Origin of the sequence: Adlercreutzia murintestinalis (assembly GCF_943192905.1) — a bacterium.
GTDB classification, from domain to species: Bacteria; Actinomycetota; Coriobacteriia; order Coriobacteriales; family Eggerthellaceae; genus Adlercreutzia_A; species Adlercreutzia_A murintestinalis.
In genome coordinates, this window is record NZ_CALPCC010000010.1 from 1 (window position 1) to 25,512 (window position 25,512).

At 58.1% G+C, this 25,512-nt stretch carries 28 protein-coding genes, 1 tRNA gene and 1 pseudogene; 17 read left to right on the plus strand and 13 right to left on the minus strand.

The genetic code is table 11. From position 1 onward, the window contains the following. Positions 1 to 179 precede the first annotated feature (179 nt). The 5 genes from NFR19_RS04410 to NFR19_RS04430 form a co-directional block, all read right to left on the minus strand. Positions 180 to 253 (minus strand) — tRNA-Gly (locus tag NFR19_RS04410). 70 nt (positions 254 to 323) lie between these two features. Beyond that, positions 324 to 827, minus strand: coding sequence for a tyrosine-type recombinase/integrase (locus NFR19_RS04415; protein ID WP_251212580.1), 504 nt, complete (start codon positions 825 to 827; stop codon positions 324 to 326). Next, on the minus strand, positions 754 to 1,029 hold the full coding sequence (locus tag NFR19_RS04420) for a hypothetical protein (RefSeq protein WP_251212581.1): 276 nt from the start codon (positions 1,027 to 1,029) through the stop codon (positions 754 to 756). Before NFR19_RS04420 ends, NFR19_RS04415 begins: the two co-directional genes overlap by 74 nt. A gap of 39 nt (positions 1,030 to 1,068) precedes the next feature. Beyond that, positions 1,069 to 1,341: a hypothetical protein gene (locus NFR19_RS04425; protein ID WP_251212582.1), complete on the minus strand. Its 273-nt coding sequence runs from the start codon at positions 1,339 to 1,341 to the stop codon at positions 1,069 to 1,071. Continuing rightward, complete coding sequence (locus NFR19_RS04430) at positions 1,310 to 1,621, minus strand: helix-turn-helix domain-containing protein (protein ID WP_251212583.1); 312 nt, start codon at positions 1,619 to 1,621, stop codon at positions 1,310 to 1,312. The genes NFR19_RS04425 and NFR19_RS04430 overlap by 32 nt, the downstream gene beginning before the upstream one ends. Positions 1,622 to 2,011: 390 nt before the next feature. Between NFR19_RS04430 and NFR19_RS04435 the strand changes: the two genes are divergently transcribed. The 3 genes from NFR19_RS04435 to NFR19_RS09005 all read left to right on the plus strand — a co-directional run bounded on the left by NFR19_RS04435 (position 2,012) and on the right by NFR19_RS09005 (position 4,616). Further along, entirely contained in the window at positions 2,012 to 2,581 is a 570-nt protein-coding gene (locus NFR19_RS04435) for a TetR/AcrR family transcriptional regulator (RefSeq protein ID WP_285813452.1), read from the plus strand. A 20-nt stretch (positions 2,582 to 2,601) separates the two neighbouring features. Continuing rightward, on the plus strand, positions 2,602 to 4,068 hold the full coding sequence (locus NFR19_RS04440) for a phytoene desaturase family protein (protein ID WP_251212585.1): 1,467 nt from the start codon (positions 2,602 to 2,604) through the stop codon (positions 4,066 to 4,068). A 287-nt stretch (positions 4,069 to 4,355) separates the two neighbouring features. Continuing rightward, entirely contained in the window at positions 4,356 to 4,616 is a 261-nt protein-coding gene (locus tag NFR19_RS09005; protein WP_490393089.1) for a hypothetical protein, read from the plus strand. Positions 4,617 to 4,717: 101 nt separating this feature from the next. On the opposite strand, the gene NFR19_RS04450 is transcribed toward NFR19_RS09005, so the two are convergent. Continuing rightward, positions 4,718 to 6,205: an ATP-binding cassette domain-containing protein gene (locus NFR19_RS04450; RefSeq protein ID WP_251212587.1), complete on the minus strand. Its 1,488-nt coding sequence runs from the start codon at positions 6,203 to 6,205 to the stop codon at positions 4,718 to 4,720. A gap of 420 nt (positions 6,206 to 6,625) precedes the next feature. On the opposite strand from NFR19_RS04450, the gene NFR19_RS04455 reads away from it, so the two are divergent. Further along, positions 6,626 to 6,904: a hypothetical protein gene (locus NFR19_RS04455; RefSeq protein ID WP_251212588.1), complete on the plus strand. Its 279-nt coding sequence runs from the start codon at positions 6,626 to 6,628 to the stop codon at positions 6,902 to 6,904. 27 nt (positions 6,905 to 6,931) lie between these two features. Here the strand turns inward: NFR19_RS04455 and NFR19_RS04460 are convergent, their stop codons facing one another. After that, entirely contained in the window at positions 6,932 to 8,308 is a 1,377-nt protein-coding gene (locus NFR19_RS04460; RefSeq protein WP_251212589.1) for an MATE family efflux transporter, read from the minus strand. A 181-nt stretch (positions 8,309 to 8,489) separates the two neighbouring features. Between NFR19_RS04460 and NFR19_RS04465 the strand changes: the two genes are divergently transcribed. Then, positions 8,490 to 8,636, plus strand: coding sequence for a hypothetical protein (locus NFR19_RS04465; RefSeq protein WP_251212590.1), 147 nt, complete (start codon positions 8,490 to 8,492; stop codon positions 8,634 to 8,636). Between the two features lie 132 nt (positions 8,637 to 8,768). Here the strand turns inward: NFR19_RS04465 and NFR19_RS04470 are convergent, their stop codons facing one another. After that, positions 8,769 to 9,464: a flavodoxin gene (locus NFR19_RS04470; RefSeq protein WP_251212591.1), complete on the minus strand. Its 696-nt coding sequence runs from the start codon at positions 9,462 to 9,464 to the stop codon at positions 8,769 to 8,771. A gap of 38 nt (positions 9,465 to 9,502) precedes the next feature. Next, positions 9,503 to 9,952 (minus strand): flavodoxin family protein, encoded by a 450-nt coding sequence (locus NFR19_RS04475; RefSeq protein WP_251212592.1) that lies wholly within the window; start codon positions 9,950 to 9,952, stop codon positions 9,503 to 9,505. Between the two features lie 212 nt (positions 9,953 to 10,164). On the opposite strand from NFR19_RS04475, the gene NFR19_RS04480 reads away from it, so the two are divergent. The 6 genes from NFR19_RS04480 to NFR19_RS04505 all read left to right on the plus strand — a co-directional run bounded on the left by NFR19_RS04480 (position 10,165) and on the right by NFR19_RS04505 (position 14,389). Next, entirely contained in the window at positions 10,165 to 11,046 is an 882-nt protein-coding gene (locus tag NFR19_RS04480; RefSeq protein ID WP_251212593.1) for a LysR family transcriptional regulator, read from the plus strand. Between the two features lie 138 nt (positions 11,047 to 11,184). After that, positions 11,185 to 12,027 carry an aldo/keto reductase gene (locus NFR19_RS04485; protein ID WP_251212594.1) on the plus strand — a complete coding sequence of 281 codons (843 nt, stop codon included), beginning with the start codon at positions 11,185 to 11,187 and terminating at the stop codon, positions 12,025 to 12,027. Positions 12,028 to 12,075: 48 nt separating this feature from the next. Next, on the plus strand, positions 12,076 to 13,098 hold the full coding sequence (locus tag NFR19_RS04490) for an alpha/beta hydrolase (protein WP_251212595.1): 1,023 nt from the start codon (positions 12,076 to 12,078) through the stop codon (positions 13,096 to 13,098). 45 nt (positions 13,099 to 13,143) lie between these two features. Beyond that, positions 13,144 to 13,464, plus strand: coding sequence for an iron-containing alcohol dehydrogenase (locus tag NFR19_RS08965; protein WP_251212596.1), 321 nt, complete (start codon positions 13,144 to 13,146; stop codon positions 13,462 to 13,464). Positions 13,465 to 13,482: 18 nt separating this feature from the next. Continuing rightward, positions 13,483 to 13,767: a dehydroquinate synthase/iron-containing alcohol dehydrogenase family protein gene (locus NFR19_RS08970; RefSeq protein WP_251212597.1), complete on the plus strand. Its 285-nt coding sequence runs from the start codon at positions 13,483 to 13,485 to the stop codon at positions 13,765 to 13,767. Continuing rightward, on the plus strand, positions 13,745 to 14,389 hold the full coding sequence (locus tag NFR19_RS04505; RefSeq protein WP_285813453.1) for an aldo/keto reductase: 645 nt from the start codon (positions 13,745 to 13,747) through the stop codon (positions 14,387 to 14,389). The genes NFR19_RS08970 and NFR19_RS04505 overlap by 23 nt, the downstream gene beginning before the upstream one ends. Before the next feature lie 55 nt (positions 14,390 to 14,444). On the opposite strand, the gene NFR19_RS04510 is transcribed toward NFR19_RS04505, so the two are convergent. Then, on the minus strand, positions 14,445 to 16,541 hold the full coding sequence (locus tag NFR19_RS04510; RefSeq protein ID WP_251212599.1) for a YhgE/Pip domain-containing protein: 2,097 nt from the start codon (positions 16,539 to 16,541) through the stop codon (positions 14,445 to 14,447). Between the two features lie 108 nt (positions 16,542 to 16,649). On the opposite strand from NFR19_RS04510, the gene NFR19_RS04515 reads away from it, so the two are divergent. Continuing rightward, a complete protein-coding gene (locus NFR19_RS04515) occupies positions 16,650 to 17,222 on the plus strand; it encodes a TetR/AcrR family transcriptional regulator (protein WP_251212600.1) in 573 nt (190 codons plus the stop codon). Here NFR19_RS04515 and NFR19_RS04520 read toward each other — a convergent pair. Beyond that, the gene (locus NFR19_RS04520; RefSeq protein WP_251212601.1) at positions 17,152 to 17,484 is read right to left on the minus strand and encodes a hypothetical protein; all 333 of its coding nucleotides are present in this window, start codon (positions 17,482 to 17,484) and stop codon (positions 17,152 to 17,154) included. The two genes, NFR19_RS04515 and NFR19_RS04520, sit on opposite strands and share 71 nt — an antisense overlap. A gap of 355 nt (positions 17,485 to 17,839) precedes the next feature. Here NFR19_RS04520 and NFR19_RS04525 point away from each other — a divergent pair, with 355 nt between their 5' ends. The 5 genes from NFR19_RS04525 to NFR19_RS04545 all read left to right on the plus strand — a co-directional run bounded on the left by NFR19_RS04525 (position 17,840) and on the right by NFR19_RS04545 (position 24,826). Continuing rightward, a complete protein-coding gene (locus NFR19_RS04525; RefSeq protein ID WP_251212602.1) occupies positions 17,840 to 19,366 on the plus strand; it encodes an RNA/DNA-binding domain-containing protein in 1,527 nt (508 codons plus the stop codon). Positions 19,367 to 19,408: 42 nt separating this feature from the next. Next, positions 19,409 to 22,015 carry an AAA family ATPase gene (locus tag NFR19_RS04530; RefSeq protein WP_251212603.1) on the plus strand — a complete coding sequence of 869 codons (2,607 nt, stop codon included), beginning with the start codon at positions 19,409 to 19,411 and terminating at the stop codon, positions 22,013 to 22,015. A 344-nt stretch (positions 22,016 to 22,359) separates the two neighbouring features. Continuing rightward, complete coding sequence (locus NFR19_RS04535; RefSeq protein ID WP_251212604.1) at positions 22,360 to 23,016, plus strand: TetR/AcrR family transcriptional regulator; 657 nt, start codon at positions 22,360 to 22,362, stop codon at positions 23,014 to 23,016. Between the two features lie 13 nt (positions 23,017 to 23,029). Then, on the plus strand, positions 23,030 to 24,097 hold the full coding sequence (locus tag NFR19_RS04540) for an Acg family FMN-binding oxidoreductase (RefSeq protein WP_251212605.1): 1,068 nt from the start codon (positions 23,030 to 23,032) through the stop codon (positions 24,095 to 24,097). A gap of 36 nt (positions 24,098 to 24,133) precedes the next feature. After that, the gene (locus NFR19_RS04545) at positions 24,134 to 24,826 is read left to right on the plus strand and encodes a GNAT family N-acetyltransferase (protein ID WP_251212606.1); all 693 of its coding nucleotides are present in this window, start codon (positions 24,134 to 24,136) and stop codon (positions 24,824 to 24,826) included. 22 nt (positions 24,827 to 24,848) lie between these two features. On the opposite strand, the pseudogene NFR19_RS08975 reads toward NFR19_RS04545, so the two are convergent. Together NFR19_RS08975 and NFR19_RS04550 are read right to left on the minus strand one after the other, a co-directional pair. Then, positions 24,849 to 24,971, minus strand: a pseudogene (locus tag NFR19_RS08975) (DUF1093 domain-containing protein); the annotation flags it as partial. A 53-nt stretch (positions 24,972 to 25,024) separates the two neighbouring features. Then, positions 25,025 to 25,237 carry a hypothetical protein gene (locus NFR19_RS04550; RefSeq protein ID WP_251212607.1) on the minus strand — a complete coding sequence of 71 codons (213 nt, stop codon included), beginning with the start codon at positions 25,235 to 25,237 and terminating at the stop codon, positions 25,025 to 25,027. Between the last annotated feature and the right edge of the window lie 275 nt (positions 25,238 to 25,512).

The window sequence follows — 25,512 nt, forward strand, 5'->3', positions numbered from 1 at the left end:
GCGGCCCCAGAATGGAGAGAGCTTCATATGAGCGGATCGAACGCAACAGGCTGGTTCTAGGATCGTGTGAATAATTGCCCCAGACACACTTTTTGAGACCTAAGCCGCCTTCGTGCCGATATCGGGCGCGAAAAAAACGAGCGCTGCCCGTAGGGGACAGCGCTCGTTTTTTTTTTCTCTGGAGCGGGCGACGGGAATCGAACCCGCGTGGTCAGCTTGGGAAGCTGAAATTCTACCATTGAATCACGCCCGCAGTGGGGAAACATTATACTCTAACCTCCTTAAAACCCTTAGGTATTTCAGCAAATCATCACGAGCGACGCCTAGGCGGCAACTCGAAGGAAGTTCATGTAGCGCGTGCCGATCCCTATGCCCGTGTTGGGCACGTACGCGGCGTAGAGGTCGAGCGTATAGGCGGAGCTCGCATGCCCCATGAGAACGGCCACCGTCTTGATGTTCTCCCCGTTGGCGAGGTTCAAGGTGGCGAAGGTGTGGCGCAGGGCATAGGGGCGCACGCCCTCAAATCCGGCGTCGCTTGCGAACCTTGCCCAGTCGCGGTGCCACGACTGATAGGTCTGGGGAATCATCTCGGGGCCGCAGACGAGCATGCTCATGGAGGGCTTCAGGCCCTGCTCCTTCGCTGCCTCCGACTTGAATTCGATCCATGCCCGCGCGGTATCGGCTGTGTAGTCGTCCACGGGAACCGACCGGCGACCGGCATCTGACTTGGGGTAGTCCTTGATGGTCTTCCCGTCACGGTCGAGCGCGCCCGTGATGCTGATATCGGGCGGTCTTGCGGTTCTCCTCCCAGGCAGCCTGGCGCTCAAGGGCCCACTTCTCGGAGAGCTCAGGCACTTTCAGCAGGCATTCCTCCACGTCCTCCGCCGTCACCTTGCAGATGGGAACCTCACCAATTGAGGCATCGACGTACTGCAGGTAGCGTAGCTCGTTTCCGATGGTGTCTTTGCTGACCGACCCGTTGCTGTGGATCTCTATGTAGCACTCGGCGTAGCTTCCGAGCGGGGTCATGCAGCGCCCGGGCTCGCTTTTCCCGCCGCCTTGGCGCACCTACCCGCGCTCTTCGAGCCTGCGCTCAAGTTCCGCGTTCTTCTCGTTCTCGAAGGCATCGACCTGCGATTTGAGATCGTCCTTCTTGTTGAGCGCGAACACGGTCCTCGTGAGCTTCTTCTTGCCGTCGAAGTACACGCGGTACTCGTCCGGCACGCGGATGGTCAGCTCGTAGGCCGTGGTGCGCGAGTCCTTGCGCCTGCAGCGCGGGAGCCCCTTCTTCTTGCGGGCCTCGTCGATGTCATAGGGCTTGTCGCAGCGGAGCTTCTTCATGGGCATCGCCTTCCTCCTTGCGGCGATCCTTGTAGAGGTAGTTCAAGAGTCCCAGCTTCGGCACGAGCCAGCGGATGCCGATTCGGCATCCCTGCATCTCCCCGCGGCCGAGGAGCTTTCGTATCTCCTGGCTCGTGGTGCCGGTGAAGGCGGCCACGTGGTCGGGCGTCATCATGTAGGGGTAGTTCTCCAACATGAACAGGTACAGCCCGTCCGGGTCGGCCGCCTTCAGCCTTTGCTCGTCTACCTCAAGTCCGCCGATCTGTCCTTCCATTTCCATATTCCCTCCCTTCGCTTCTCTTCGCGCAGCGCGGGAGCGTTGAGCGCATGGTGCGCCGCAACACCCCGCAAGCCAACGATGCGAACGTCCCGGACGCATGGTTGACTTCCGTGCTGCTCGGTGCGTCTTGATGTATGAGCGCATTCGTCTGTCAATGTTCGCGCCGCCTGATGCTATCCCTGCTTCGTTGATTTCGGGGATGGCACCCATTTCGACCCCCTCACGTTAGGTCTGTGAACCAACTGGTTCAACGAAAGTCACCGCAGCTCGACAGATGTTCCCGTAACGAGAAGAGGGCACGCGTTTTATATTCATCTTTCATTCGGTCATGTACTTGAAATTGAATATATATTCAATGAAAATATGTTCAATATTTGAGAAAGGGTAGAGATGGGAATACGACAAGAACAGCGTGAGCGAAGGCGCTGGCTGATACTAAAGTGCGCTCTCGACCTCTTCGTGAGGCACGGATACCAGGAGACGACAATCGGACAGATTGCCGAAGCGGCGTCCATGAGCACAGGGCTCATGTTCCACTACTTCCCATCCAAAGAAGACCTATATCTAGCCTTAGCGTCTATCGGAGAGGAAGGGGCCAACGCGCCGAAGGGTCAGCAGGCGAATGATCCGATAGCTTACTTTCGGAATTTTTTGGAAGAGCTCTTCGCGCTCACCGAAGAGGAGCCTTGGATCCCTCAGATGTTCGTGCTCATGGCTCGTGCGCAGCGCGAAGGGACGCCCGAGACGGTGAGGGAAGTGGCGCTCCGCGTCGACCAGGCCGAATACTCGGCCAAGATAATCGAGTGCGGGCAAGAGGCGGGCGTCATGCGAAGCGGCGACCCGTTGGCTCTGTCCCGGACATTCTGGGCTGCGGTTCAGGGCGTCATGGAGCAGTGGGCTTCCAATCCGGAGGAGAAGCGCCCTGACCCCGAATGGCTTTTGGGGATATTGACGAAGTAGCAGACGAGCAAGGAGGAACCATGGCCGGGAGAATCGTTGTCGTAGGAGCGGGCATCGCCGGGCTTGCCGCAGCCATATACGGACGGCTTGCCGGGTATGATGTTGAGGTGTTCGAGAAGAACGCGGTGCCCGGAGGCGAATGCACGGGATGGGATCGCAGGGGCCACCATATCGACAACTGCATCCACTGGCTCACGGGGAGCAAGCCTGGAAGCGCTTTGAACGACGTCTGGCGCACCGTGGGCGCGCTGGGTGCCGACACGGTGTTTGTGCCGGGCGATAAGTTCTTCACGGCTCGACTTGGCGGTCGCGAGGCCACGCTATGGCACGACCTGGACCGCACCGAACGCGAGTTGTCAGCGCTCTCACCTGCAGATAAGGTCGAGATCAAGCGGCTCATACAGGCGGTGCGTTTGGCGAGATGCTGTGAGATTCCCGCCGACAAGCCTTTGGATCTGATGGGGCCGATCGACTATCTGAAGATGGGCATACGCATGAAGGATATGCCGAAGGTCATGAAGGCGTACGGCGATGTGAGTTTGGGCGAGCTGGCAGAGCGATTCACAGATCCGCTTCTGCGAATGCTCGTCAACTCATACATGCCCGCGGACTACGCCGCCTACGCATTCATCGTCTCTTACGCCACCATGGCCTCTGGCAACGGGAAGGTGCCGCGAGGCGGCTCCCGCGCTCTGACGCTGCGCATGGCTGCGAGATTGGAGGAACTGGGCGGGCGGATTCACCTGTCAGAGCCGATAAAGAGAATATGGCAACACGAAGGCCGCGCGGCGGGCGTCATCCTCCAAGACGGCACGAAAGTGGCATCTGACTATGTGGTGTATGCCGCTGATATGAGTCTTCTGTTCGGAGGCCTTATCAAAAGGGAACTCATGCCTGAGGGGTGGGCCAAAGCATATGAGGATCGAAGCAGCTATCCAGTGATGAGCGGACTCCAGGCGGCCTTCTCCGTCCTTGAGGGGTCGGTGCCGTCGGGCACTACCTTGTTCGCATGCGCCCCGTTCAGAGTGGGACCGAGAGAGGCGTCCTGCCTGAGCGTGCACTGCTATGACTATGAACCCGCATGGGCTCCCGAGGGCAGAGCCGTGGCGCAGATCAATCTCACCCAAAGCGATGCCGACTGGGAGTGGTGGAAGTCCCTCGACAAGGACGATTACCGGGCATCCAAGGAGAAAGCCGCCGCCATCTTCGCCGAACGACTGGTTGACGAGTTTCCAGAGGCGGCGAACGGACTCGAGTTGCTGGACGCGTGGACGCCGCTGACCTACGAGCGCTTCTGCGGTGCCTACCGGGGAAGCTACATGGGGTTCAAGGCTATGCCCAAAGCAAAGTCACCGTCCTGCAAAGGCGTCATTGAGGGCCTTCCGGGGCTCTACCTTGCTGGCCAATGGATGACAAGCCCGGGAGGTCTTCCTATAGCGGTCACGTCAGGGAAGTTCGCCATTCAACGAATCCAAAGATCGGAATAGCTGATAAGCGACGGCTTCTTCCGGTAAAGCTTTTTCGTATAAAGCTTCCGCAACGCGTCAAGACCTCAGATTTTGCGATTGTCCCTGAAAACGGGACAGCCATTCCGTTATTGAGACGGAGCTATAGGCAGCACACCCGCGCACTGATAGGTTAGTAGCCGTTATGTCGGAAGCGTCCGGCAGTCGCTTGGCTGCCGGACATGTCAGATAAATCGCAGGCGCAATATCGTTTGAACCACGCAAAGCTGATAGCCATACGAATCGAGGAGGCCCGCTTCGAGCGGGGCATGAGCGTCGCCGAGCTCGGGCGACGAGCCTCCATCGACCGCAAGCGGCTCTGGTACATCCTTGACGGGCAGCGCCAGATGAGGGCGGACCAGTTCGTCCGCCTTTGCGTCGTCCTCGACATGGGCCTGCGCAGCTTCCTCACCGCCGAACTGGTGGAGGAGATAAGCCGAAAGAAGCAAGCTCCCAGTATCCCCGCGCGTTGTGCGCAGCCATCCTCGCTCCCACAGCCATATCAGATTGAGAGCAGTTTGATTCGGTAGGAGCGCGGCGACGCTCATACCGCGCTCATTCCTCGCAACCTCAAATTGCGATGCGATATATCCATCCATATCCCGCAATGGGCAACCCCGCTAGGAGTTTCTTAGATAGCAGTCAGCATCGAGGCATTTCCGGCCCTCTTCGTTTTCCATCGTCGGTCGGCCACTGCGTCTCTCAGCGTTGCATCATGGGTCACGAGGACAATAGCACCGGGAAAAGAATCGAGCATATCCTGGAGGGCTTTTATGGACCCCATATCGAGATGATTCGTCGGCTCATCGAGGACAAGCAATTCTGGCTCTTCCAGAAGCTGCTCTGCGAGGAGAAGCTTGCGCAGTTCTCCTGGACTGATGTCATCGCCATCGAGCAGTCGCTCAGGCGCGGAGTTGAGACGCCCCACAATGGAGAGGATTTTTCCGATGAGGGCTCTATCGAGCGTTCCTAGCAACTTTAGGGCAGCGTCTCGTTGTGCTGCGTTGATATCTTGGGGTAGATAGGCGGATCTCACCGTATCGGGAACGTGATTCAAAAGGTGTCGCACGAAAACGCTCTTGCCGCTGCCATTGTCGCCGACGATAGCGATATGGTCTTCGGGGGAGACCCAAAGCTCGGGGATGGTCAGCTCGAAGTCGCCAGCATGTATGATGGCGGCTTCGACGTGAGCGACGCATCGGGAGCGCGAGAGGGCTCCGTAATCGCCCAAACGTCCGTCGTAGCGCTTCGACACGATGACATTCGAAAGCTTGTCTTGTGCTCGGGCGAGCCTCTTTTCCATGTTCGCTGATTGCTTTGCAGCCACGCCGTCCTTTCCGCTCACGATGGCACGGCCGATTTTCTCGCGTCCGTCGCTATCGCCTTTGGCGAGCCTTTTCCCGCTGCGGCGGCTGCCCGTTTTCGCGGCTTCGTTCCTCCTCCGGTTCGATTCCCCTTGCAAGCGTTCAACCTCGCGCTTCGCATCAACGCGAGCCCTCTGCGCTGCCATCCGCTCAATTCCAGCAGCATGTTCTGCTGCGGTGTAGCTGCCGGGGCGCATGACAGGTCTGCCTTCCTCGAATATAAGACACTGAGAAGCAAGGCAATCGAGAAGCGCTCGGTCATGCGAAACGAGGATGCCGACCCCATTGAAAGCCGCGAGCGCTTCCGCGACCGATCTTCGTGTCCGCTCATCGAGATCGTTGGTGGGCTCATCGACTACGAGCACGTCAGGTGCGCTCGAAAGGGCGCAGGCTATCTGCACGCGTTTGCGCTGGCCACCTGAAAGCGTGTCGTATTCGTAGAGCCAACCCTCCTCAATGCCGAGGACGCTTCTAAGGTTTCGCGCATCACGGCTCCAGTCGGCAGCAAAGTCGTAGAGGGACTCGGGTGCAATGGAGGAATCCTGGGCGCAGTAGGCGCAGAAGAGCCTCGGCGATACGGTTCCAGAGTTCGGGATGAGCTCTCGGGCGGCGATCTTCGCGATGGTTGTCTTTCCACAACCATTATCGCCGACAACGCCGCTCCAGCCTTGAGGGAAGGTAACGGTGATATCGTCAATGACGGCGAGAGAAGCGCCGGGATAAGCGTAAGAGATATGAGTGAGATTCAGTTGCATGGCGGCATCCTTTTCGGAAAGCCGCGCTGTTCAAGACGAGCGGTTGAATGGATACATTGAATGACACAGCAACGCAGCACCTCGACAGCGCGACGGGAAAGTCGGTTCTGTAGGGTGCCCAAAGGGCGTCGCTATTCCTTCATTCACCAATCCTCTCTCGGGGCGTCGCTTGCCAAAGGCTTCGCCGGGACAACATGGATGGATTATACCACGCTGTGCAAGGCATCACCAAAAGGCCCTCCGACCCGGTGGGTCGGAGGGCTCGCCCATCCCTCTTCCAGGATGTCGTAACCTCGAAGGCTGAGATACCTCGATGCGACCCCATGCGGGAAGCGGAGGCGGCCAGAAGAGTATCGGAGCGTTGGCACGAGCGAAAGAGAGGCGAAGGGGAAGCCCGCCGACTTTTCGGGGTCGACGGGCATGATAGGGATGGATGTGCTGTCATTCGCGGAATGGTTGCGAAGAGCGCAGGCGTTCGACCGTGGCCTTGTCGATGAAACAGCCGAGCCCGAGATTGAAGAACGCGCACAGCTTGATGAACTCGTCCACTCGCATCTCGCGCTGCCCGTGCAGGACGTATCACAGCCGCTTTCCGTCAATGCCGATGCGACGAGCAAACTCGGCCACAGCGATGCCTTGTTCCTGCCGTTTCGACTCTATGAGGTGGACGGCTTTTCGGCTATCGACTACAAGCATTGAGCAAGATTCATACAGCAAAAGACGACACTACCTGGGCAGGTTCCTTCGCGTCCATAGCTGGAGGTAGATGAAGCCGATGGTTGCGGGCAGCACCGGTGCCGTCGCTTGCGCTGCATAGATCCCGACAAAGCCTAAGCCCAGAGGAGCGGACAGGAGCCAAGCTAGTCCTGCCCTCATGGCAAGGGCGTCGATGAGGGAGTTCGCCAGGGCCAGCTTCGGCGCGCCCGAGGCCAGGGCGAACGAGTCGAGGGCGTACATCGCCGCGTAGAAGATCCCGTTCACGCTGCAGGTGATGCGAAGGTAGAGGACCGCTGCGTCGATGAGTTCCCGGTTCGAATCCCCGAAGAGCGAAACGAGCCATCCCGCGCCCAGCTGCACGGCGACCTGGATGCTCACGGTGACGGCGATGGCCATGAGGCAGCCTGCCTTGGCGAACGCGACCGCCCGCTCCGGCTTCCCGGCCCCGATGTTCTGTGAGACCGCGGCGGAGACGGCCTGGCCGACGCCCCAGCAGGGCAGCCCTGCGACGGTGCTTATCTTGAGGCCGACTCCGGAGGCGGCGGCGATGGTCGGGCCGTAGGAGTTGAGCCATGCGGTCACGAGGACGTAGGAGAGGTTGATGACGGCCTGCTGCACGGCCATGGGGACGCCCACGCGGAGGATATCCCGTGCGGCTGCGACCGCTTCTCTTCGCTCTCGGGCATCGCTCGTGGAGCGGAGCACGCTCCGGGCGGAGGCGTACCTGTGCTGCGCGAGCCACAGGGCGAAGACCGCTCCGGCGCCTTGGGCGGTCACGGTGGCGATGGCGGCGCCGACCACGCCGAGGCCGGCGCCCGCGATGAGGATGAGGTCAAGGATTACGTTTGCTGCGGCAGAGAAGGCCATGATGGCGAGAGGGTCGGTAGAGTTCCCCTGCGCCCGCAGGAACGCGCATGCCGCGTTGAGCAGAAAGAGGCCGACCGTGCCCAGAGAGACGACCTCGAGATACGCGACCGTCTGGGCGAGCGAGGCGCCGGGGACGCCCATGAGGGTGAAAATGGGCTTTGCGAACGCGCAGCCTACCAGCGTTAACGCCGCAGCTCCCAGGAGGGCTACTCCGAGGGACGCGGCGAAGGCGCGGCGCTGGCCTTGCTCATCGTGAGCGCCCACGCGGTTGCCCACCGCGACGGTGCATCCCGACATGAGCCCTATGGCTATCGAGCTGATGATGAAGACGATGGCGGAGGCGTTGCTGACCGCGACGAGCCCTGCCTCGCCGACGACGTTGCCAACAATGCCCATATCGACGAACTGGTAGATGTATTGGAGAAGGTTTGCCGCGATGAGCGGGGCGGAAAACGCCGCTAGGCGCTTCGGGGCGCTTCCCTCCAGAAGGGATGACGTGTGATCTGCAGATGCTGACATGGAAAGCCTTTCGATGGGGTGAGAACAAAAAAGAACGGACGCATGCCCGTTCCCGTGCCCATCGTTCATCTGCGCAAGCCGATGCAACCCGTAGCGGGTTGCGGGGCCGACGATGTATCAGGCTTCGCTCCGGTCAGCGTCTCGTCTATGTGCTTCCGGAGCCGCCCCAATGCAGAGCTTCATGGCTGTTCCTGTCGATGTGATTGCTCGAACATATGGATTATCCCATCGAGCGCATGGGCTGGCAAGGAGCCGTCGCGAGACCGATGATGCGGGCGAGCCCTATCCGCTTCTGGAATTGGAACTCATGCAATCGTGGCCAAAATGACGAAAACCCTCGCAGGAGGGTTTTCGATCAGATTCTTCGGAATGGGTGATGGGAATCGACCCCTGTATCAGAAGAAATAAGCATTTCGCTGCGACAGCGCAAAGCATTCCCGCTGTTCCCGCTTTTTCACCCTTAAGAAAGAGCCAGTGAATTCACCCATTCGCTGACGTCTGCGGCGCTGGCGCTGCCTGAGAACCTCATGCCTTCGAGCCACGTGCCGCCGTTTGCCATCTGCTCCAAAAGATCGGCGCTCTGCCCCAGGCCGGACGAGGTGGACGTGCAGAAGGGGATGACCATTTTGCCGTCAAAGTTGTTGCCGGAGACGAACCCGTCGACCGGCCAAGCCGCGATACCCCACCAGATCGGGTATCCGATGAAGACGGTGTCGTAGCCATCCCAGCCATCGGGAGTGACTTGGGTCAGCTCGATGTCGCGAGCGCTCTCATTCTCATGCTCTATGTTGACGCGGCTGCCCTCCTGGTTCCAGTTGAGATCTTCGGAGGTATAGGGTTTGGCGGGGGTGATGGCGAACGTGTCGGCACCCAAGTCCGATGCGATCTGCTGCGCCACATGCTCGGTGTTGCCAGAGGCGGAGAAGTAGGCGACGAGCACGTTGCCTTGAGCTATAGGAGCGGGGCTTGCGGGAGCACTGGAGCTCTCAGAGGACGACGCGGAAGATGCCGCCTGCGAGCCGGACGATGACTGCTCCTGCGAGGAGGGCTGCTGCTGCCCCGCGCAGCCAACAAGCGCCAGACCCGCAAGGGCTAGGGCGACGACGATGCCCATGAGGGCGAACTTCCCTGTTCTTTTCGATGTTGATGCGTTCATTGCGATTCCTTTCTTCCTTAAATAACCGAACAGTCGAGCTAGATGCTTGCTGCAAGCGAGCGCGCCTCGCCTTCGTTGGTGGCCATGCCCATGTACTCCATGCCGTACAGGCTGGCGAAGCGGTTCATGGTGAACTCGCCCCGATGGAGCATTTCCTCTGTGGGGGCAGCCCCCTGGAACAGGAAGAAGAGCCGCTTACCCGCCATGCTCCCTTCCTCCACCGGCCCGTAGAAGCGGTCGAGCATGTTGCGCAGCATGCCGCTTAGGTCATGCCAGTAGACCGGCGATCCGATGACGATGGTGTCGGCCGCCCTGAACTGCGCCAGCAGCCCATCGAACTCGTCGTTGGCGAAGTGCTGCCCGTAGTCGTAGATCTTGTGATCGGCCAACTCGTAGGTCACGTAGTCGTGCCCGGCAAGGAGCGCGTGGGCCAGACGTGCCGTGTTGCCCTCCTTCTCGGGGCTTCCGTTGATGAACAGGATGCCCATTGCCTTTACCGTCCTTATACGTTTCCAATTACACGGGTTTCGTGTCCATACAAAGATTATGGGTGCGCAAGGCCCATGGCAGAAGTTCCGATTGGGGAGATAGTATGAACCTTAGGGTTCAAACTGCACCGATGGGAGGATGCGTGCGCCCTCTTGTCGGCAAACACCGATACGATCAGGACGATGAATGCGAATCGAGGCGGGAGGTGCCTTTGTACAACCATCAGCTGGACACGTTCGTGAAGGTCGCGGAACTCGGCAGCTTCTCCAAGGCGGCGGACGACCTCTACATCTCTCCGACCGCCGTCATCAAGCAGATGAATATCTTGGAGTCGAACCTCGGGGTGACGCTCTTCAACCGCACGCACCGGGGGCTTACGCTCACGCGCGCGGGAGAGTCGCTTCTCGCAGACGTCCGTCATATCATCCAGTACTGCAACGAGGCGGCCGAGCGGGCGCGCCTTGCCGATGCCGCTGGGAAGAGCACCATCCGCGTGGGCTCCTCTCCCATGACGCCGAGCTCCTTTCTGGTGGAACTTTGGCCCAAGGTGCGAAAGCGCTGCCCCGGAGCCTCCTTCAAGCTTGTCACCTTCGAGAACACCCCCGAGAACGCCCGGCGAATCCTCGCGAACCTCGGCGAGGACATCGACATCGTGGCGGGGGCCTTCGATGATGCGTTCCTAAAAAGCCGCAAGTGCGCGGGGCTTCTGCTCGACCACATGCCGCTTCGCGTCGCGGTGCCCACCTCGCACCCGCTCGCCTGCCGCGACGAGCTGACCACCCACGACCTCAAGGGCCAGGAGATATTTCTCATCCAGCGCGGCTGGAACGAGGAGACCGACCGGCTGCAGGACTTCATAAACGACGAGCTGGACGAGGCGACGGTCGAGGAGTTCCCGTTTCTGTGCCTCGATGTGTTCAACCGCTGCGAGGAGGAGGGCAAACTGCTCGTCTCCATCGACGCCTGGGAGAGCGTGCATCCCCTCTTGAGCCTCAAGCCCGTCGAGTGGGACTTCGCGCTTCCGTTCGGCATCCTCCACTCGCCCGACCCTTCAGAGCAGGTCAGGGCCGTGCTCGACGCCATCGCTGAATAACATGCTCGAACCGGCTCAGACACAGTTTCAACCCCTGGGTTATAAGCCCATCACGAACTAAGACTTCTGCTTCCGCGGATGCGGCCCTATCGTTGGATTGACGAAAGGAAAACCGACTCCGACAAGGAAGTGGAAATCGTGGAATACATCACCTTGAACAACGGCGTGAAGATGCCCCAGCTCGGCTTCGGCGTCTTCCAGATCCCGGATGGCAAGGACACCGAGGACGCGGTGGCAACCGCCCTTGAGGTGGGCTACCGCTCCATCGACGCGGCGGCCGCCTACGGAAACGAGCGCGCGGTGGGGGCCGCCATCGCCAAGAGCGGCATCCCCCGCGACGAGCTCTTCATCACCACGAAGCTCTGGGTGAGCGACGTGTCCTATGAGGGCGCCAAGCGAGGGTTCGCCGAGTCGATGGAGAAGCTCGGGCTGGACTACCTCGACCTCTACCTGATACATCAGCCCATAAGCGACATCTTCGGCGCGTGGCGCGCCATGGAGGAGCTTTACAAGGAGGGTGTCATCCGCGCCATCGGAGTTGCGAACTTCTACCCCGACATGCTGGCGAACCTCATAACCTTCTCCGAGGTGGAGCCCGCCGTGAACCAGGTGGAGGCGAACGTCTACTTCCAGCAGTGGGCGGCTCAGGCCTACATGGAGAAGAAGGGCGTTGCCTTCGAGGGCTGGGCGCCGTTCGCCGAGGGCAAGAACGATCTGTTCCACAACCCCGAGCTTAAGACCATCGCCGATGCGCACGGCAAGAGCATCGCCCAGGTGGTGCTGCGCTGGCTTCTGCAGCGCGGGATCGTCTGCATCCCCAAGTCGGTGAAGCGCGAGCGCATGGAGCAGAACTTCGACGTGTTCGACTTCGAGCTCACCCAAGAGGACATGGACCTCATCAAGACCCTCGACACGGGCGAATCGCAGTTCTTCGATCACCGCACTCCCGAGGCCGTAGAGATGCTTGCCGGACTGCACTAAGGAATCATCGATCGATGCCAAGAGGAACATTAAGGGAAAGGATTCATTATGACTGAATCATCATTCGTAGAGCGCGAGTTCACTCCATTCAACGACAACGCCTTCGGGCTGGTGTACGAAGGAGCCCTGACCGAGAACGCCGACGGCGCCGTCAACATCGACGCTATCCGCTACCCCTACCGCGACTTCACCGCAGTGGCGAACGTCTACACGCCCGCAGGCTACGAGTCGGCCAAGTCCTATCCCGCCGTGGTGGTGGCGCATCCCAACGGCGGCGTGAAGGAGCAGGTGGCCGGTAACTACGCCCAGAAGCTCGCCGAGGCCGGGTACATCGCGCTCGCCTTCGACGCGGCGTACCAGGGCGAGAGCGGAGGCGAGCCCCGCATGACGGACTGGCCGGAGAACCGCGTGGAGGACATCCACCGCGCGACCGACATCCTGCTGCAATACCCCGGCGTGGACGCCTCCCGCGTGGCGGCGCTCGGCATCTGCGGAGGCGGCGGCTACACCTTCAAGGCCGCCCAGACCGACAAGCGCTTCAAGGCCGTTGCCACGCTCTCCCTGTTCAACTCCGGAGAGGTGCGCCGCGAGGGCTTCCGAGGGAGCCAGGTCGACACCATCCAGGAGAGGCTGGCCGCTGCCGCAAAGGCGCGCCAGGACGAGACTGACGGAAAGGTCGCAGCGCTTACGCCCAACATGTGCGAGACCGCAACGCCCGAGCAGGCCGACACCATGCCCTACGACCTGTACCGCGAGGGCTATTACTACTACGGCCGGGACTGCGCACACCCCGGCAGCACCTTCAGCTACACGGTGTCCAGCCTGATGGAGCTTGCCGCCTGGGACGCGCGCGAGGGAGCGCAGCTTATAGACGTCCCGCTCCTCATGATGATGGGCTCGCACGCTGACACGGGCTACATGACCATCGACTGCTTCGAGCGCGCCGTGAACGCACCCGTCCGCGAGCTCTTCGAGATCCCCGGCGCCACGCACATCCAGACCTACTGGAAGCCCGAGTACGTCTCCCAGGCCGCGGGCAAGCTCGTCGAGTTCTTCGGCAAGCACGTGTAGCGGATGCGTGGCGGAGGAAGGCGGAGATAGAAAGGACGAAGCGAGTTGAAGGGCTTCGTTTTCAGTAACCCCGTAAGAGCAGTGTTCGGATCCAGCTGCCTAGACGAGCTCGGGGCGTTCGTGGAGGGAAAGCGCGCCATGCTCGTCAGCGGGGCCGCATCCGCCAAGGCAAGCGGCAGCTACGATGCGGTTGCCGCCGTGCTCAAGGAGCATGCCGCATCGCATCGCGACTACGACGGCATCAAGGTGTGCACCTACGACGCCATACGAAAGGGAACCGCCCTTGCCGTCGGAAACGATGTCGAATGCGTCATTGGGCTGGGCGGCGCGGCCTGCATGGACACAGCGAAGGCCATCGCGTTTTGAGCGAGACACGCAGATGACATGGACGCCTACCTCACGCACGAGCTGGAGCAGAGAAACGACGAGAAGCTGCCGCTCGCGCTGATCCCCACCTACCTCTCCACCGGCTCGGAGGCCAACGGGGCGAGCGACATCATGGGCTATGCGGGCGGCATCAAGGGCGTCTACGCCGACCTCGCCCTGCTCTATGCGCCCTTCACCTACTCGCTCGATGCGAAGGCAACTACGTACGGCCTGATGGTCATGCTGGCGCAGACCGGCTACCGCTACTTCACGGATCGCAATCCCATATCGCGCGGTCTATGACGCGGGCTACACGTTCTTCGACACGGCGGAGTGCTATGTGGGTACGCGTCCCGACGGCACGCTGTCGCATAACGAGGATCTGGTGGGAAAGGCATTCGAGGGCATGCGCGACGAGGTGGTGATCGCCACCAAGTTCGGCGTTACCCATGCGCCCGACAAGACGCTCATCCTCGACAGCGCTCCTGACACGATACGCGCGTCCGTCGAAGGGAGCCTGAAGCGGCTGCGCACCGACTACATAGACCTCTACTACCAGCACCGCATCGATCCGAAGGTGGAGCCCGAAGATGTGGCGGAGGCGATGGCGGAGCTCATCGGCGCAGGCAAGATTCGCGCCTGGGGGATATCGGAAGCCAACGAGGAGTACCTGCGCCGCGCCCATGCGGTATGCCCCGTCTCCGCCGTGCAGAACCGCTTCTCAATGATGGTGCGCTGGCACGAGGGGCTCTTCCCCGTGCTCGAAGAGCTCGGCATCCCCATCCCCGGGTCGCGCAAGGTCGAGCGGCTGCGGCAGAACGCGCGTGCTTCCGAGCTCTCGCTGACCGCAGGAGAGATGCAGGCGATCAATGCCGAGCTGGCAAAGTCAGACCTGCTCGTGTTCGGAGGCCACAAGGCACGCTGAGCGACTGAGGCGATATAGAGGGATACCCGCAGGTGGCCATTCTCCCCGTCCTATGTCATTGCGCGTGCTGAGGATCGGCGTGGGCGAGCGTGAGAGCCTTGAGGGTGGCCTCGTCGCGCTCCCGCTTCATCTTCAAGGCAAGAGGATAGAGGATAAGGGAGGCAAGCACGGAGGCCAGCGCGAACAGCATCAGGGCGATTTCGTCCGAAAGGACGGCGCTCAGATCCGTACCGCTCATGCACGCGCGAACGCCGTCGATGGCGTAGGTGAATGGAAGAAACGGGGGCACGTCGGAGGCAAATCCTTCGCCCAGCACCGCCGGGAACGTGCCCGAGCAGCATACCACCTGCACGATAAGGACGACGATGGCCAGGGCCTTCCCGGGAATGTCGAAAAGGCTGAACAGCTGGAGAATGCAGAAGAAAGAGAAGCCGACGCAGGCGAGGAACAGCAGGAACTGTCCGGTGCCGGCATTCGGAACGCCAGACAGCATAGCCCCGACGGCCGCCGCCACCACGTTGAGCGCCACGAGCACGAGATACAGGGGCCACCGCCCGAACACCGCGGCGAAGCGGCCCGCGTACTCCATGTTCTTCGAGGGGAAGGGGTCGAAGATGAAGAAGAGCAGAAGCGACCCGAGCCAGAGGCAGAGCGTGAGGAACAGGGGCGCGAAGCCGTAGCCGAAGGCGTCGAGATCGCCATAGGTATCCCTCTCCATCTCGACGGGAGCGACGATGTAGTCTCCGTACTCCGTCGACGTGGCTGTCAGTGATTCTTCGAGCGCTGCATGCCCTTCGGAGAGCCCCTCCTGCAGGCTGGCAACTCCTTCACCCAGCTCCGCTGTCCCGCTGTTGAGCTCGCTCACCCCGGAGCTGAGAGAGGATGCGCCGTCGGCTAAGGCCGAAGCGCCCTCTTGCAGCTGGTGCGCGCCCTCAGTGGTGCTCCGCACCGCACTGCTGGCCAACCCAATGCCGTTAGTCACACTATGGGCACCGAAGATGAGCGTGCCGGGGGTCTCGCTATCGCCCAGCGCCTCTTCCGCCTGGGTCAAGCCCTCCTCAATAGACCCCATTGCGCCGGCTATAGTGCTGCCGTCGCCGGAGTCGCCGCTGCCGCCCAGCGCGGCACTCGCGCGACCGATTCCCCTTGAAAGGGCGTGGCTCTCAGCTGCGGGCAGCAGGTTCGCCTCGATGGCGGCCATGGCAGCTTCGGCGGGAATCGCTCCGGCCTTCCACCCGGCAACGATCTCGGCGATGCCGCTTTCCAGGTTCCTGGCCGCATCTTCGGCATCGGTCAGGCCGGAATTCACGGTCTGAATTCCGACGGCAACAGCCGAAGAGGCTTCCCTCGCCGCTCTAATACCCTCCTTGAGCTCCTTTGCGCCCGCTTCCACCGAGGAAGCCGCGCCTGACAGGGTGGCGCTGCCGCTCCCGTTCAGTTTCTGATCCAACTCGTCCACGCCGCTGGCCAGCTCGCCGAGACCCTCGGTCAGCTCGCCGGTGCCGCGTCCTAGCTCACCGGCCCCGTCGGAAAGCGCAGATATCCCCTCGGCCAGTTCAGAGGTGCCGTCCTTCAGCTGGGTCGTCCCGTCGACGGCATCGGAGAATCCCTCCTCCGCATCGTAGAGCCCCTCGGCCAGTGCCTCCCCATACTGTGCGCCGATCTTCTCATTGACCGTCTCGTGCAGTGCCGTCTCCATCTTCGACGAGAGGGTCGAGAGCATGAAGTTCTTCCTCATATTGCTGAAGAAGGTGATGCGAGCGGTTTCCGGCGAGGAGGTCTGACCCGCCGCTACGCGCTCGCTGAAGTCGGCGGGAACCACCACGGCCATGTAGTATTCGCTGTTCTCGATCCCTGACTCGACGAGCTCCGGCCCTTCAGTCGTCCAAAGTGCGGAGTCGTCTTCTTGGATGGCCTCGACCAACTCGTCGCCGTAGTTTTTCCATGCGTCATCGACGGGTGCCCCTTCGTCCAGGTTTACCACTGCGACGGGGAGCTCCTTCATCTTCTCGTAGGGGTCCATGAACACGTTGACGTACAGAAGGCCGAACAGCGCCACAATGAGCGGCACCGCCACGAGACCGATGTACGTCAGGGGGTTTCTGCGGGCGGTGGCGAATGCGTCTCGCAGGACAGGGACAACGGAACTCAAGTCTGCTTTCCTCCAGTTTTTAAGTCAGGTATGATTGAGAAAATCATACAAATGTAAGAAAACTTAATCTATAGACACATCTCCGATGTGTATGGATTTGGAGGAACCATGGGGAAAAAGGGCGATGAGACGAGGAACGCCCTGGCCGACGCCCTGCTGACGATTCTCCTCGAAGACGGCCGCGGCGCCATAACGGTGAAGCTGGTCTCGGAAAGGGCTGGGGTGGACCGACAGACCTTCTACTACCACTTCAGGGGGATGGAGGAGCTCGTTGGCTACCTTTCCGAAAGGGAGGCGAGCGAGTTGGCTGCGCAAATCGACCACGATGCGTCCTTCGATGAGTTCGTAGACAGGTTCGTCGACCAGATATCTGCGAGGAAGCGGGTTTTCAGGGCGCTGCTCGACCGGTTCGGACGGCCAACGCTGAGGGTGCTGCTACACGAGAGGGCGACCGGACTTCTGCGAATCTACGCGCACCGGGAGCTCGTCGATGTCGAAAGGCAGATCGGACCCCGGTGCCGCGACGAGGCGGTGGAGTATTGCGTCCGCGCGTCGGCATCGGTGCTCGAGGCGTGGATCACGGGCGAGCTGGACATGGACGGAGAACGCCTCAAAAGCTTTCTCGCCAGATCGTTCCGACAGCAGATGATCGGGGTGCGTGAGATAAAGGGCCAGGCCTAATGTCTCGCTGACCAAAGTTCGGTATGGTGCGCATGAGGATGAACTGGTCGAGCGCCTTGCCCCGCGGCTCCCTGAAGCCCTCCCAGGCATCGTCCAGTTCGCACTCGTAGGCCGCCTCGTAGGCCTCGTGTGCCCATTGGCGCAGCTTCGTCTGGCCGTTCACCTCGATGCTCCGCACGAGCCCCGAGACGTCGCCCAGCTCCTTGCGGTTCTGGTAGCTGCTCTCGACGCACTGCGCGAGCGGGATCTTGGTCGTTTCCATCTTTCAGGCCTCCTTTAGTCTTGTCGGCTCGCCCCCTTTGGGCTCGCCTTGTGGCACGTGTCCCGCACAGCGGCGACGCACGCGCAAGGGAGGAAAGCGAAACCCGGAGGGCTTCGAGTTTTCGAGAGGACATGGGAAGGGGCGCATCCGCCTGAAAAGTTTTCGCGGCCCTTGCGCGTGCGCCGGTGCCGTGCGAACGTGCGGGCTCAAGGCGACCGGGGGGGGCAGGCGCGGAAAGGGGGTCTGATGGCGCGGCCAAGTTCCCGCCAATGCGTCGATGTTCCGCTTTAGGGAACGCACGGTATCGGGACGGTGCGCCGGATTGTAGAATGGAGTGAACCAGAAAGGTCGCTGCATGGATCTAACCAAGTTTGAAACATACAAGGAGAACAACCGCCTCGAAGCCAAAGCCGCGCAAGGTGGCCTGCCGAGGAGCATCTGGGAGACGATCTCTGCTTTCGCCAACACTGAGGGCGGAGTCATCGTGCTCGGAGCCAAGGAACGCAAGGACGGTACCTTGGAAGTGGTGGGGCTGGATGATGCCGATAAGATGCTCGACGATTTTTGGAATGCCGCACACAGCACAGACAAGCTGTCCTGCTGTGTCATGTCCGACAAGGATGCCAACATCGAGAGCGTCGATGGCAAAGAGCTGATCGTCGTAGAGGTTCCCCGCGCCGACAGGCACTTGAGGCCGATTTATATGAACGGCAATCCCGTCACGGGCACGCACCGGCGCGATCATAAGGGCGATTATCGTTGCGCAACTAACGAGATACAGGCGATGTACCGTGATGCTTCGGACGAGTCCATCGACACCCGCATACACGAGAACCTGACGGTGGACGACCTATTTGCGGAAACCATCGGTTCGTATCGCAGAAGCTATGAGCTGCACCACAGTGGGCACGCCTGGGCAGACCTGCCCGACGAGGAGTTCCTTTGTCGGATAGGTGCCGCAAAGGCTGGCAGCGATGGAAAGGTTCATCCGACGAGCGCGGGTCTGCTCATGTTCGGGGAAGAGTGGCGCATCATGGCAGAGTTCCCGCACTATTTCCTGGATTACCGTCAGGAGCTCGGAACAGACGAGAGATGGCAGGGCAGGATCACCTCGCAGGATGACAGCTGGTCGGGCAATGTCTTCGACTTCTACCGGCGCGTCTTCAACAACATGAAACAGGCTATCAACGTGCCCTTCAGGCTCGATGAGAACAGCGAGCGCATCGACGAGACGGAGGCGCATGACGCTCTGCGCGAGGCTCTTGCGAACTGCCTCACGAACGCGGATTACAACGAGCGTCGCGGTGTCGTCTTCCTGTGGAAGGAGGACGGCCTGCACTTTGCGAACCCCGGCGGCTTCCGTGTCGGACTGAAAGATGCCTACATCGGCGGCAACTCCGATCCGCGCAACGAGACCATGATGAAGATGTTCACGCTCATCAGTGTCGGTGAGCGTGCCGGAGGCGGCATTCCCGACATGGTGAAGAAGTGGACTTCCGCAGGTTATGGAAGACCAGTGCTTACCGAGCAAGTGAACCCCGAGCGATCGAGCATTTTCCTGCCGCTGGAATCAGAAGAAGATCCTGATCACTATGAGCAGAATCAAGGCACGAGCTCGACCTCCCTGACGCATGGTGACATGTCGGCCTTGCTTTCGATTCCAAATGCTCAATTGAGCGATAACGAACGCATCGCTTTCAGGTTGGCAATCGAGGAAGGTCGCGTCACCACAGCGATGTTGTCCAAAAATGCCGAAATATCAAAGCTTACTGCCAATCGTGTTCTAAAGCATCTGGCCGACATGGAGGTTTTGGTTTGGCGAGGGAGAAACAAGACTGATCCCTCTCAGTATTATGAGATATCTGAAAAACTGCTCGGTTAAGAGTAGTTAAGAGCAGTTAAGAGCTTTTCTTAGAGGTGCTATGTGGATCAAAAGCAGAGGACAATAGGCGAACAGATAACGGACTGGCTTAGTCGGCAACCAAAATGGTTCTCATTTGCGTTGCATGTTGCAGTTGTGGATGAAGCGACGAACCAAATCATTGAGTCAATTACCCAAAAAGCGTGCCAGGAGAACGGTTTGGAAGTGTCTTTTGGCGAGAATGGTCCACTACTAAAAGAGTTTACCGAGGAAGACTTGCTATCGCTTGAGTCTTCCGAAAGAACAATCGTCTTGGATTCGGTAACAGCTAATAAGGGAGTAAACGCCCTGACAGACGACGCTGAATTAAAACTAGAGCACAATGGAATAACTGTCGTATATGGAGAGAACGGTTCGGGAAAATCAGGATTCAGCCGTCTAATTAGGAACTCGTGCACTTCTCGCGCTGGTGCCGCTGAAGTTCTGCCAAATGTATTCAAAACAACTGGATCTTCGGTTGCGACTTATAAGGTTTTGATAAACGGAGAACCTTTGATATATAAATGGACATCAGGCGAAGTTGGTTTTCCGCAGTACCCTGAGATCATGTTCTTCGATTCTGCGTGCGCATTGCAAGAAGTCGCAGGAAAGCCAAACGAAGTACTCTATGTTCCTCCAATACTATCTATTTTTGAACGTTTGTCCTCCATTGTTTCAAGTGTGGCAGAGACAATCAAAGACTACAGTGGCGATTTTCGCATCAACATATCAGTGGCCTCTGCGCCTGATTACGCCAAGGAGTCGTCTCAACTTGCGATGCTCATAAATTGCTCTGACGAGAACAAGGCTAAAGAACAACTTAAAAAGGTCGCACTTTCCGATGAAGAAGCCACGCGGCTTGAGCAATTGCCAATTCAGATGAAGAGTGATCCAGGTACGGAACTCCCGGTTGTTGAAAGAAAAATAAAGCAGTTGAGCGAATTACGGGGGAAGCTCCTGGAGCTGTATAAACACTGTGATCTTAATTTTTGTACCGCGCTTGACGCAGCACGCAACGAGAGCGAGAAAGCACAATCCGCAGTTCTTGCTGCACAAAAGCTTATATCTGAACCATCCTCTCTTGAAGGTGTTGGCAGCGAAGAATGGAAGGCCTTGTGGTGGGCTGCGAAAGCATATTCCGAGGGCCATGCCTACAAAGGGGACTCCTTTCCCTATACTGGCGATGATGCAAGATGTCCACTCTGTCAGCAAGAATTACTCCCAGATACGAAAGTGCGCCTCGGAGGATTTGAGAGATTCATGAGCGGTGCTGCTGAAACTGCGAAATGCAAGAAAGACGCCAATCTGAAAAAACTCTTGGACGGGCTTGTTTCAAGTGCTCAATCCGTTATCAACGAAAAAGGCAGTATCGCCATCATAGAGAACAATACGATTCGGGATGAGATGGATGAGCTTATTGCAGCGCTCCAGCAATTTGATTTTTCTACGCAAGACAAGATCTCTTTAACCCAGTTATGCGAGTCAACCAAGAGCGCAGGGTTCTCTGTCAGAAAGGAATTGGACGCGTTACAAGAAAAAGTCGGCGCCTTGAAAGAAAAGCTTAAACCGGGATTCCTCGAACAGCTGAATTCCGAGTATTTAATGCTGCAAACACGTCGTTGGCTCGCGGATAACGCTGAGCTGATACTGGACGATGTGCGCACGAGATATACGATGGCTTTGTTGGACAAAGCGAAAAAGCAATGCAGCACACGAGGAATTAGCTCTTTGGTTTCTGAGCTATCAAAGTCGGAAATAGTTGAGAAAATGTCTGCTAGTTTTCGGCAAGAATTGGATCGCCTTCACGCCAATGCTCTTCCAGTGGTTTTTGGCGCTAAGACCCAGGCCGGACGCGAAGTGCAGGAAATCGTTCTTAAAGAGACCGTTCTGAAGGCGAAAACTGCTTCGGTGCTAAGCGAGGGAGAACGCAAGATAATTGCCATTGCGGGGTTCTTCGCTCAGGTAGATGTAATCCAGCATCCATCAACTATTGTCTTAGATGACCCCATGACTTCATTAGATCACAGATGGAGAGAAGCTGTAGCTAAACGAATTGTTGATGAGGCGGCATTGAGACCCGTAGTCGTTTTCACGCATGATCCTGTTTTTTGTAGCTATCTCACGAGACTGTCCGATGAAGCATCTCTTAACTGTGAATATCGAACTGTTCGGCGAAAGGGATCATTGGCCGGAATCGTATCGAATGAGCTGGATTGGAGCGCGTGCAAGAACAGAGACAGAATCAAAGGGTTACGCGCAGAATCTCAGCGTATAAGGGCGAACATAAAAGCTGATCTATATCAGGACGATGCGGTTCAAGATAGAGACATTCAGGCGTGCTACAGCAGGTTGCGCGCGGCATGGGAGCGTGCTGTTGAGGAGGTTCTGCTGAATGGTGTTATCGAAAGGATGAAGCCGCAAGTTCATACCCAGCAGCTCCGGCATATTCCGGACATTAATAACGATGATGTAAAGACAGTTACTGCCGCAATGACACGATGCTCGGCAATTATCGAGGCTCATGACGATCCGCTAACGGCGTTGCCGAATTCACCAACTATTGATGAATTGGAAGCGGATATCTCTGTCCTGGAAACCTGGACGCGCGAAATAAGCAAACGTCGAAACTAAGCCTGCTTCAGGGCCACCGTTCCATAGCGAAGGATCGGATGATGGTAGCCCCTAGGAATGTCAGATGAGAGGCATCCATCTCAGTTGTCACCCTGTGGGAACTGTACGTCAATTACCCAAACGGCAGACGCCCCTCGGTCCGGTAATTGACGTACTTATTCGATTAGGACGACATACCTATTAGAGCGCGAAGACAACATAGCTTTGTCGAGTGTTGCCGAGAAAAGAAGTTGGCATTTTATGAACGGGTGTCCTTAAATCAGGAACATGCCACCATCAAATCCCTTGCTTTTACATGAGCTCTCCTTATAATTGAACTCACAGTTCAATTATAAGGAGAGCTCATGGCAAGAAGGAAAAAAGAGGCACCATCAGTCCATAGAGCAAATATCGCCCGGGCAGCCGAAATGCTGTTCGAGAGAAAAGGCATTGAGAAAACTACAGTAGACGAGATCGCCGAGGTTGCTAACTACGGCAAGGCTACGCTTTACGTTTACTTCGCAAACAAGGATGAAATCTTTTTCTATGTTGTGCATCAGCATATGCTTGAGCTGCTAACAAAGCTGAACGGCATTATCGAAGCGGAGACCTCTACGGTTGCTCACTGGTACGAGACTTATCTGGAGATATGCTTCGCCATCCACAATTGCTGCAAGGACTCACCCTTGTACTTCGATGCCATGATAGACGAGATTGATGTTGCGGTTGATGACCCCGATCTCCCTATGACATATCGAGAAATCTATGCGACTGGTGAAGAGCTTGAAAAAGTCGCGACGATCATGATGGATCGAGGAGTCGAATTGGGGCTCATAAAAGACTCGCTGAGCTATTCGGAAACCGCAATGTATTTCTGGGGTGCAATCACCGGCATTGTGCGCATGTACGAGCGGAAAAGTTCCTACTACAACCAGATTGGACTAGCCGAATCATTCCTGCCCAGGGCCTTTTTGGGCTTGGTAAACGGATACCTCGTTGAATCGGGGGCCGAATATGCGTAGGAAACTCATCGCTATGGGGGTCATTGCGCTATCAATCGTAATAGGAGGCTGCGTCATTATGCTGATGCTTGGAAGTCCGCTCAGGCTCAATCCGAGAACAAACTTGGACGGTGTTGACCAAGAAACGAGCGAAATTCTCTACCTGGGCTCCCTTGCCCCCAACAGCCACAACTCTCAACCCTGGAAAGTCACACTTCACGAGCGAAGCGGGATAGTGGATATACAGCTCGACGATGCTAGGCCCCTCTTGGCATCCGATCCAGATCGGCGTGAGTCGTACATCACGCTAGGGTGCTACATCCAAACGCTGCAAGAGGCATTCGAAGCGTACGGACGCAACGCCGACGTAGAAGTACATGCGGACGGTTCAGCTACTCTGACCTTTGAAAAGTGGAGGACGGGCGGCATAGATACAGCAAAAGTCAGCATATTGAAGAAGCGGCATACAGACAAACGCATTTTCAGCAAAGAGCCGATTCATTGCGAATGTTTGCAAGGTCTCGGCGAGAGCACCATTTGCTATCCAGAATCGACAGAAGGATACCGAGCAATAGCGGATGCGACTCTTTCCGCAGTGGCTATGCAGGCTGACGACTTGGCTTTCCGTGAAGAGCTGGCACAATGGATGCGCTACTCGGATGACGAGGTCAGGGAAACCGGAGACGGGATTACGGCAGAGATGCTTGGACTCGGCCGCATAATGAAGGTTCTATATTACCTGACCACAAATCGCGAAAGCGCCGAAGGCGATGCGTTCGCGCGGCAGGGCATCGAGACAGCAGAAAACCAGGTTCGCAACTGCGGTGCGTTTCTGGCGATAACGGGCGGAGACTCTCCTGAAGAGCTCATTGACGTTGGCCGGGAAACGATCAGGGTATGGCTAGCTTGCACCAGATTGAATATCTCCGTTCAACCCATGAGCGCGGCATTAGAGGTCAATGAGACGCGAGCGCAATTAGAGTCTGAGCTTGGAAGGGATCTCCCGGTTCAGATGATCCTACGCATTGGATACGTGAAGGATTACGGGGAGAACATGGGAGTGAGACGCGATTTAGACGAATACATTGAGATCGTGGGCTGACACGGATTGCTAGATTTAGTAATCGGTATCTCTTGGATGCTCGATCTTTCGGTTGGGGATTTAGCACAGCCTTATGGAGATGTATTCCCAAATTGGGAATACATCTTCCCTATTCAGTCGGATATGGATGCACGCGCTTCGACCTTGTCTAGCCTGATGTGGTGCTCGAGCGAACGTGCGGGCTCAAGGCGACTAGGAACGTTCCTGCACCTGACAGCTTGCCGGAGGCTGTTCCAGAGGTTCGTGGACGGCCCGGACGAAGGACACTATGTTCCCGACGCGATTGAGCAAGTCGAATCGCTGGCAATAGCTCAAGACGACAACGGAATGACCCTTTGCTTCGCCGGTGTTCAAGGTGACGTACTCGCAATGCTCTTCCTTGCTCCCGATCAGCGGGGCAACGGCGTTGGCCGCAAGCTTCTGGCCTACGCCGAAGAACAGCTGGGCGCGCGCAAGCTCGAGATCAACGAACAGAACCCGCAAGCCCGCGGCTTCTATGAACGCTGCGGTTGGCAAATGGTCGGCCGTCGCGAGACCGATGATGCGGGCGAGCCCTATCCGCTTCTGGAATTGGAACTCATGCAATCGTGGCCAAAATGGCGAAAACCCTCGCAGGAGGGTTTTCGATCAGATTCTTTGGAGTGGGTGATGGGAATCGGCCCCTGTGCCAATACCAATAGTTATGCCCCATGCGCTTCTGCACCTCAGACGGGAGCCCATCGAAGCTGACCTCTTTCCAGCCGACCACGCCTCGGATCGGCTCCACGGTCAGCTCCAGATAGGCGTCTTCTTTCAGTTGCCGCTCTGTTCCGAAAGAGATGTCCCGCGCATCGCCTTGGACGTTGTGGCAGGGGAGCGTATAGAGCAGGCTCATGCCCCCTGTTGGGTCTATCACGCCTCCCTTCGACTCCAGCTCTTCTACTCTCTCTATGCCTGGTCCAGCTTGGAAAAGTCGACCGTCTCCTTCTTCAGCGATATCTTGCCCACTTCGTACCCATAGCCCGGAAGCTCTTTCTTGTATTGGAGGAACGAGTGGTCTATGGGGATTCCTGCGATATCGCGTATTTGATCGAAAGTGAGCGTGAGCTCATCTTCGCCGGTCTTTTGTATGTATTCCCACAAGGGGTCGAATTTGCTCATTCGTCACATCCTTTCATCCTTGGTGCGCGATCGGCTCGTGCTGCTCGGTTGCCGCTGTGTGTCGAGCCGTATTGCCGGTTGCCCATACGCGTCGGGTCGCGTTATCGGCTTCAAGCATAGACCCGCAGAAAGGCGTCGATGTCTAGAATCCATAACCGTAGCCTCTTCGCAAACGAGCTGGCCAGCATTATTGCAAGCGAGGCGACACCTGCGAGGGCGACAGGGGACGGGACGATGACGGGATGACAGGGGACGGGGATAATGTCATCAAATCT

Excerpts from the sequence above, each read along its gene's own strand:
- NFR19_RS04540 (WP_251212605.1), top strand. The coding sequence starts at position 23,030 with ATGGGGGTCATTGCGCTATCAATCGTAATAGGAGGCTGCGTCATTATG.
- NFR19_RS04470 (WP_251212591.1), bottom strand. The coding sequence starts at position 9,464 with ATGAACGCATCAACATCGAAAAGAACAGGGAAGTTCGCCCTCATGGGC.
- NFR19_RS04440 (WP_251212585.1), top strand. The coding sequence starts at position 2,602 with ATGGCCGGGAGAATCGTTGTCGTAGGAGCGGGCATCGCCGGGCTTGCC.
- NFR19_RS04535 (WP_251212604.1), top strand. The coding sequence starts at position 22,360 with ATGGCAAGAAGGAAAAAAGAGGCACCATCAGTCCATAGAGCAAATATC.
- NFR19_RS04465 (WP_251212590.1), top strand. The coding sequence starts at position 8,490 with ATGGCTGTTCCTGTCGATGTGATTGCTCGAACATATGGATTATCCCAT.
- NFR19_RS04425 (WP_251212582.1), bottom strand. The coding sequence starts at position 1,341 with ATGAAGAAGCTCCGCTGCGACAAGCCCTATGACATCGACGAGGCCCGC.
- NFR19_RS04490 (WP_251212595.1), top strand. The coding sequence starts at position 12,076 with ATGACTGAATCATCATTCGTAGAGCGCGAGTTCACTCCATTCAACGAC.
- NFR19_RS04545 (WP_251212606.1), top strand. The coding sequence starts at position 24,134 with ATGCTCGATCTTTCGGTTGGGGATTTAGCACAGCCTTATGGAGATGTA.
- NFR19_RS04420 (WP_251212581.1), bottom strand. The coding sequence starts at position 1,029 with ATGACCCCGCTCGGAAGCTACGCCGAGTGCTACATAGAGATCCACAGC.
- NFR19_RS04520 (WP_251212601.1), bottom strand. The coding sequence starts at position 17,484 with ATGGAAACGACCAAGATCCCGCTCGCGCAGTGCGTCGAGAGCAGCTAC.
- NFR19_RS08970 (WP_251212597.1), top strand. The coding sequence starts at position 13,483 with ATGGACGCCTACCTCACGCACGAGCTGGAGCAGAGAAACGACGAGAAG.
- NFR19_RS04475 (WP_251212592.1), bottom strand. The coding sequence starts at position 9,952 with ATGGGCATCCTGTTCATCAACGGAAGCCCCGAGAAGGAGGGCAACACG.
- NFR19_RS04450 (WP_251212587.1), bottom strand. The coding sequence starts at position 6,205 with ATGCAACTGAATCTCACTCATATCTCTTACGCTTATCCCGGCGCTTCT.
- NFR19_RS04460 (WP_251212589.1), bottom strand. The coding sequence starts at position 8,308 with ATGTCAGCATCTGCAGATCACACGTCATCCCTTCTGGAGGGAAGCGCC.
- NFR19_RS04435 (WP_285813452.1), top strand. The coding sequence starts at position 2,012 with ATGGGAATACGACAAGAACAGCGTGAGCGAAGGCGCTGGCTGATACTA.
- NFR19_RS04455 (WP_251212588.1), top strand. The coding sequence starts at position 6,626 with ATGATAGGGATGGATGTGCTGTCATTCGCGGAATGGTTGCGAAGAGCG.
- NFR19_RS04550 (WP_251212607.1), bottom strand. The coding sequence starts at position 25,237 with ATGAGCAAATTCGACCCCTTGTGGGAATACATACAAAAGACCGGCGAA.
- NFR19_RS04525 (WP_251212602.1), top strand. The coding sequence starts at position 17,840 with ATGGATCTAACCAAGTTTGAAACATACAAGGAGAACAACCGCCTCGAA.
- NFR19_RS04430 (WP_251212583.1), bottom strand. The coding sequence starts at position 1,621 with ATGGAAATGGAAGGACAGATCGGCGGACTTGAGGTAGACGAGCAAAGG.
- NFR19_RS09005 (WP_490393089.1), top strand. The coding sequence starts at position 4,356 with ATGAGCGTCGCCGAGCTCGGGCGACGAGCCTCCATCGACCGCAAGCGG.
- NFR19_RS04515 (WP_251212600.1), top strand. The coding sequence starts at position 16,650 with ATGGGGAAAAAGGGCGATGAGACGAGGAACGCCCTGGCCGACGCCCTG.